This window comes from Halomonas sp. A11-A (assembly GCF_003182195.1).
Lineage (GTDB): Bacteria > Pseudomonadota > Gammaproteobacteria > Pseudomonadales > Halomonadaceae > Halomonas > Halomonas alkalicola.
In genome coordinates, this window is sequence record NZ_QGTM01000036.1 from 11,405 (window position 1) to 17,063 (window position 5,659).

At 61.2% G+C, this 5,659-nt stretch carries 9 protein-coding genes and 1 pseudogene; 5 read left to right on the forward strand and 5 right to left on the reverse strand.

What is annotated here, in order from left to right; translation table 11 throughout:
* On the reverse strand, positions 1-283 hold a 283-nt coding region (locus DER72_RS15270; protein WP_181395689.1), incomplete at its 3' end, for an AAA family ATPase.
* A gap of 197 nt (positions 284-480) precedes the next feature.
* On the opposite strand from DER72_RS15270, the gene DER72_RS15275 reads away from it, so the two are divergent.
* Together DER72_RS15275 and DER72_RS15280 are read left to right on the forward strand one after the other, a co-directional pair.
* Entirely contained in the window at positions 481-882 is a 402-nt protein-coding gene (locus tag DER72_RS15275; RefSeq protein WP_110070798.1) for a nucleotidyltransferase domain-containing protein, read from the forward strand.
* Between the two features lie 19 nt (positions 883-901).
* Entirely contained in the window at positions 902-1,309 is a 408-nt protein-coding gene (locus DER72_RS15280) for a DUF86 domain-containing protein (protein WP_110070799.1), read from the forward strand.
* A gap of 28 nt (positions 1,310-1,337) precedes the next feature.
* Here DER72_RS15280 and DER72_RS15285 read toward each other — a convergent pair whose 3' ends face one another.
* The 4 genes from DER72_RS15285 to DER72_RS15295 all read right to left on the reverse strand — a co-directional run bounded on the left by DER72_RS15285 (position 1,338) and on the right by DER72_RS15295 (position 4,644).
* Complete coding sequence (locus DER72_RS15285) at positions 1,338-1,529, reverse strand: hypothetical protein (protein WP_110070800.1); 192 nt, start codon at positions 1,527-1,529, stop codon at positions 1,338-1,340.
* A gap of 54 nt (positions 1,530-1,583) precedes the next feature.
* The gene (locus DER72_RS16085) at positions 1,584-1,868 is read right to left on the reverse strand and encodes a hypothetical protein (RefSeq protein WP_146209077.1); all 285 of its coding nucleotides are present in this window, start codon (positions 1,866-1,868) and stop codon (positions 1,584-1,586) included.
* A 272-nt stretch (positions 1,869-2,140) separates the two neighbouring features.
* Positions 2,141-4,147: a flagellin gene (locus DER72_RS16300; RefSeq protein ID WP_219983321.1), complete on the reverse strand. Its 2,007-nt coding sequence runs from the start codon at positions 4,145-4,147 to the stop codon at positions 2,141-2,143.
* The gene (locus tag DER72_RS15295; protein ID WP_110070801.1) at positions 4,093-4,644 is read right to left on the reverse strand and encodes a hypothetical protein; all 552 of its coding nucleotides are present in this window, start codon (positions 4,642-4,644) and stop codon (positions 4,093-4,095) included. The genes DER72_RS16300 and DER72_RS15295 overlap by 55 nt, the downstream gene beginning before the upstream one ends.
* Before the next feature lie 174 nt (positions 4,645-4,818).
* Here DER72_RS15295 and DER72_RS15300 point away from each other — a divergent pair, with 174 nt between their 5' ends.
* From DER72_RS15300 to DER72_RS15310, 3 genes and pseudogenes are all read left to right on the forward strand, one after another.
* Complete coding sequence (locus DER72_RS15300; protein ID WP_110070802.1) at positions 4,819-5,091, forward strand: CopG family ribbon-helix-helix protein; 273 nt, start codon at positions 4,819-4,821, stop codon at positions 5,089-5,091.
* Complete coding sequence (locus tag DER72_RS15305; protein ID WP_110070803.1) at positions 5,079-5,372, forward strand: type II toxin-antitoxin system RelE/ParE family toxin; 294 nt, start codon at positions 5,079-5,081, stop codon at positions 5,370-5,372. The genes DER72_RS15300 and DER72_RS15305 overlap by 13 nt, the downstream gene beginning before the upstream one ends.
* 178 nt (positions 5,373-5,550) lie before the next feature.
* A pseudogene (locus DER72_RS15310) lies at positions 5,551-5,659 on the forward strand (IS630 family transposase); the annotation flags it as partial.

Below are 5,659 nucleotides of genomic sequence, written 5' to 3' on the forward strand. Positions count from 1 at the left end.
CGCCAAAGCTCAGCCGGATCACCGGATGGCGGCGCTGCCACTCCCACTTGTCGTGGATATAGAGCCCTTCGAACAGCGCCTCGCGCCCCTCGAAGAGACAGGCAAGGGTATCCAGCAACAGGCTCTTGCCGAAGCGCCGCGGGCGCGAGAGGAAGTAGTACTTGCCCTCTTCCACCTGCCGATGGATCAGCGGGGTCTTGTCGACGTAGTAGTAGCCGCCCTCGATGATGTCGGCGAAGGTCTGAATACCGATGGGCAGCTTCTTGCGAGCGAGGGTGGACATGGCGCCTCCGAGTACCACGGTTCAGCAGAAGCGCCAGTGTAGCACTCTGAGCTTTTGCCCCCAGAAATTTCGCGGCATGCCCCTGGCACCTGCTCAGATCAGAGTCCATTGGTGCGTACCAGCGGCGATTATAGATTCACTTCGCCGAATGCTAGACTGCCGTAAGCTTGCTCAGCCGATGACACAGGCAGGACCAGATGCTGAATTCCACCGCCATCCAGGACGCTCTGGCCGACCTGGCGTCTCGGAGCGACGAGATTGCCGTGCTGTGGCTCTATGGCTCGCGGGCCAAGGGCACCGCGACGCCAGCCAGCGACTTTGATCTGGCCGTCGCCTTCCGGGAATTCGAGAAAGACCCGCTGGAGCGGCGCCTGCGCCCCGAGCTCCTGGCGCAAGCCTGGCAGGATGCCCTGGGCCTGGCGGAGGGCCGGCTCTCGATAGTGGACATCAACCTGGCGCCGCTGACCCTGGCGCATGTCATCATCCGCACCGGACGCGTGCTTCAGGCCAACGATCGCCTGAGGCTGATTCGAGAGGAACAGCGAATCGGCTCGATGTGGGAGATCGACCACCTATACCACCAGCGCCATTTCGCCTGATCGACCGAGCCAACCTCTTATGGAACGCGAATATATCGACGCCATGCGGGAGCATCTGGCCACCCTCGCCGAGGAGCTGGAGCAGCTCTCACAAGCCGCCACGCAGCCGAGTGGGCTGAGCCCACTGCTCTACAGGGCCGCCGAGCGCAACCTGCAGCTGCTGACCGAGGCCTGTATTGGCATCGCCAAGCAGCGCCTGAAGGCACTGGGGCAGGCAGTGCCCAGCGAGGCAAGGCAGGCCTTCGCCAAGCTGCAGCGCCTCGGCCATGACGACAGCGGCACCCCCTGGAACAAGGTCATCGGTCTGCGCAACGCCCTGGTACATGACTACCTGAACCTTGACGCCGGCATCGTCGAGAGCGTGATACGCCAGCGCGACTACCAACGGCTGCTGAACTTCGCCGAGGCACAGCTTCCGGCTGGCTAACAGGGAAAGCAGGCAGGCCTCTCCCCCATCAGCCCAACATCGCCATCACATGCTCACGTTGCTGCTTCACGGCATCGTCCAGAATATCCAGCAGCTTCTCGTAGTCCTCCGGCATCTGCTCCTCCATGCCGGTGGCCTCGAAGCGATCGATGGTGTGCTGGGTATCGTCGATGACGCTCTGAAGCTCATCAATGACCCTCTGGTGCTCATCAGGTGTCATAGCGGGCTCCTAAGATCAGCTGCACTCTGCCCAGAACCGATTCCTACCAGGCGGCTAATGGTAGTCGTCCAGATGGCGACAGATTTTCTCGCCCAGCAGCAGAAAAAGCGCCAGGATCACGGCAGTACCCAGCCGCAAGACGCCAGTGCCATAGGCCGCATTCCCCACCATCGGCGCATACTGCAAGGCCTCGAAGAACAGATAGATCCCCGCCACCACACACAGGACAGCGGCGACACGAAATGCATTCGCCAGGGTCAAGGGTCCTGATGGAGCAAACGCATCTGGCGCTTCTACTTGGGGCTGAGAGTCATCCGCTTGGTTATCGTTAGGTCGCATAAGCTGCCTCCTCCTTTTTGACGTTGAGCAGCAAGGACTGACACAGGTATGGTTCCCAGTGTGCGAACAAATGAAGGCATATCCACGATTGCTTGATGCTGCGTCGCATCACCCGAGGTCATTATTAGCTCTGATAGGCCTACCGCATTTACTCATCCATGCCGGCGGCCGCGAAGCGGTCGGGGGAGTGGTCGCTGAGCCGTCTCGTCAAGGTAACGTGTGGCGCGAGCACCTCGTGCACCAGCTCGTGAGCATTTACCTGGTTCATGTCTCTATTCCAGCAGCGCCAGCACGTTTTCCGGCATCACATTGGCCTGGGCCAGCATGCTGTTGCCGGCCTGCTGCAGAACCTGAGCCTTTACCATATTGGCGGTTTCCGCAGCGTAGTCGGCATCCATGATGCGCGAACGCGCCGACGACAGGCTGATATTGGCCGATTCGTGCCCCTCCATCACCGACGCCAGACGATTCTCCACGGCGCCCAGATGGCTGCGCTTGGCATCCACCATCCCGATGGCGCGATCGAGTGCCGCCAGAGGATTGCGCGGCACCTGAAGGCGGAAGTCATCTCCGGCTTCCTGAATACGCAGGCGAGTGACGGGATCACCTTCATTGTTGAAGCCGTCGCCGTCGGTCAGCACGAAGAAAGCGCTGTTGTCGAGCTGGCCGAGCTCGGTGGGGTAGTACACCACCACCTCACTGCCGCCGTTCTTGGTCCTCAGCAGGATCTCGTTCTCACCGTCGTAATCGACTAGCGTGGCGGTCTTGTAGCCGCCCAGCAGGGAGCTTTCACCGGGCAGTTCGAAGTAGTAGTTGCCGTCCTCTCCCTCTCTCAGCACGTTCTCATACACCCGCCCTTCACGATCGGCGTACTCTACCTTCACGTTGCGCGGATCGATGGTTACCGTCGACACGCCGTGGACCTTCTCGACGACATGGGCCTCAACGCCCAGCATCGTTGGCTCCGATTGCTGGGTCGTTACCGTATAGGACACCGGCGCACCATCGGCACCGAGCTCTACCTCGAGCTCAGCGTCATAGTATCCGAACCCGCCGCCCGACAGCGTACCGCGAATGACCCAGGCATCATCGCTGGTGCGCCGAATGAGCGCGGGATTATCAATATCGTTAGGAAAAGTGGCTGCCACACCCGACTGCAGAAAGTTGCTGACAGCCGGGGTCGACTGAATGCCCTCATCGTCCGGGCCCAGCACAATGTCACTGCCCTGCCCCAGAGTCAGCAGGTCCGGCCCGGCAAAAGCCTGGCCATCACTGCTGAGCTGCAACTCCGTTTCGACGCCGCTGATTTCGTGGTAGGTGTAATTGCCCAGGGTACCGGTACGCAGGAAGTACTCGGTGCTGCCGTCGTCATTGTCGCGATACTCGAACAGCGTAGGGTTACTCAGCCCAGGAAAGCTCGTCTCATCGAAGTCCCCCAGGGTGAACTCCTCGCCATCGACACTGAATGTCTCGACCACGGATACCGTACTGCCATTCGCCTCTGGCGACTCGGCCAGCGCCGCGGATGACACCTGCAGCTGGCTATGTGCACCATCGACCCGGTAGTAACTGACATCGGCACCGCTGCCGTTTCTGACGTAGTAGTGGCTGGTGCCGGCGCGGTCCTCACCCACAACCAGAACAGGATCCTGCGGATCGGCCAGATCGGGGAAGGTAATATCGTCAAAGTTGGCCAGATCGAAGGTCACGGTACCGTTACCGCGTGCGACCTCGATCGCCTCGTTTTCTCCTACGTCGGTATAGTGGTAGTCAGGCCCATCGCCCTGCAGAAACTCACTGCTAGGATTAAGCAGCACCTCACTGACAGCCCCCTGATCATCGAAGCTGACGGCAAAACCGGCTTCGCGGTAGGTGATACGGCCGGCCTCCTCCGTCTCGAGATAGAAAGTGTTGTCGACCCGGATCAGGCGCTGGCCATCCTGGAGGTTATCGATCCCCTTCTCGGCAAGCGAGCCGTCGGTGCGGTAAAGCGCACGGGGGTTCTCGATGATGACCTCGCTCTCATCCGTTGCCGTGACGTGGCTGGCGCTCACGTCCACCAGCGAGAAGTTGCCACCTCCCATGCTGACGTAGTAGGTGCCAGGCGCATCGACGGCGCCCAGCGTATAGAGCGGTTTCTCGGCGCCACTGGGGTAGCTGACGTCGGTGCGCGGGTCCTCGAGCACGATATCCACCGCCTGGCCCATCAGCGTATCGCGGGGCGTCACGCTCCCCGGTACACCAGCGACATTGAAGTCCTCCAGGCCCAGCGCCTGCACGCTGAAGCCGGGGGGGCGAGGTCGATCCCCAGCGTCTGGCCATCGCTGGCACCAACCTGGAGATCTACCCTCCCCGCCTGCCCCGTCAGCAGGGGGATACCGTTGTAGCCTACGGACTCCGCCAGGCGGTCGATCTCCATCAGGTTCTGATTGATCTCGGCCTGGACCATATCGCCATCGCGGGTCTGCAGGGTGCCATTGAGCCCCTGCACCGTCAGCTCGCGGATGCGCTGCAGCTTCTCGTTGACCTGGTCCAGCGCGCCCTGGGCGGTCTGGCTCAGGGAAACACCATCGTTGGCGTTGCGCTGCGCCATACCGCGGCCGTTGATCTGACTGGTCATGCGATTGCCGATAGCCTGGCCGGCGGCATCATCCTTGGCACCGTTCACCCGCATGCCCGAGGAGAGCCGCTCCATGGCCGTGGAGAGCTGGCCCTGGGTGCGAGACAGACCAGACTGGCCCTTGAGGGCGGTGAGGTTGGTGTTGATCACGCTCATGATGCATCCCTGTGCTATACGTACCTTTAAGAGGACTTCGGCAGGGAACAGGAAAACTTTAGGAAAAAATGGTTGGCTGCGAGACCGCCCAGCCAGGCCGCCCAGGTTTATTTGACGGGCGCCAGCCGCAACACTAGGGTAGTCTCAGGTATCACCTAGTGATAGGAAGCGATCATGGCAACATCACTCAAGATCGACGACGCACTGAAAGACCGCGTCAAACAGCTCGCCAGTCAGCGCCGGCGTTCGCCGCACTGGATCATGCTCGAAGCCATCCAGCAGTACGTCGAGCGTGAGGAAGCCCGCGAGAGCTTCAAGCAGGAAGCCGTGGCGTCCTGGGAGGCCTATCAGGAAACCGGCCGGCACCTGACCGGCCAGGAAGTGCGCTCCTGGTTGAGTACCTGGGGCACCGAAGATGAAAAGGCGAAGCCTGAGTGCCACAAGTAATCGTTACCGAAGGCGCCGCCGAAGGCTTGGAGCGATGCCGGCGATTTCTCGCGACCAAGTCCCGGGACGCCGCGCGTCGGGCCGGGCAGGCCATCGAGCAGCACTTCCTGCTACTGGAGTCGGCCCCCGATGTTGGCCGGCCGCTCGATGAGATGCCCGAGCTGCGCGAGCTGGTGATTCCCTTCGGAGACTCCGGCTACGTGGCGCTGTACCGCTACGAGCCAACCGCCAAGGCGGTGCATGTCTTGGCATTCCGGCATCAGAAAGAAGCAGGGTATTGATGAGCCGCCCCAGCCTTTACGCATAGGACGGCTGAAATGCCGCGTTCAGGGGCCTGGCCAGATGAATCGGTGCAGCCGCCGTCTGAAAATGACAGGGGGATAAGGCCCGTTTCTTGTAAGTGCCTAACCGAAAGTTTTCGTGCATAATGTATGTAGGATAACTGACACGGACGGAACCATGGCAAGGCGCTTCGTTGCACCTCTCACTGAGTCTGAGCAGCAGACGCTGTCCTCCGCCTATCACCATGGTGAGAAGCGCGCCCTACGTCGACGTGCGCATGCCATCT

Excerpts from the sequence above, each read along its gene's own strand:
- DER72_RS15275 (WP_110070798.1), top strand. The coding sequence starts at position 481 with ATGCTGAATTCCACCGCCATCCAGGACGCTCTGGCCGACCTGGCGTCT.
- DER72_RS15280 (WP_110070799.1), top strand. The coding sequence starts at position 902 with ATGGAACGCGAATATATCGACGCCATGCGGGAGCATCTGGCCACCCTC.
- DER72_RS15285 (WP_110070800.1), bottom strand. The coding sequence starts at position 1,529 with ATGACACCTGATGAGCACCAGAGGGTCATTGATGAGCTTCAGAGCGTC.
- DER72_RS16085 (WP_146209077.1), bottom strand. The coding sequence starts at position 1,868 with ATGCGACCTAACGATAACCAAGCGGATGACTCTCAGCCCCAAGTAGAA.
- DER72_RS15295 (WP_110070801.1), bottom strand. The coding sequence starts at position 4,644 with ATGAGCGTGATCAACACCAACCTCACCGCCCTCAAGGGCCAGTCTGGT.
- DER72_RS15300 (WP_110070802.1), top strand. The coding sequence starts at position 4,819 with ATGGCAACATCACTCAAGATCGACGACGCACTGAAAGACCGCGTCAAA.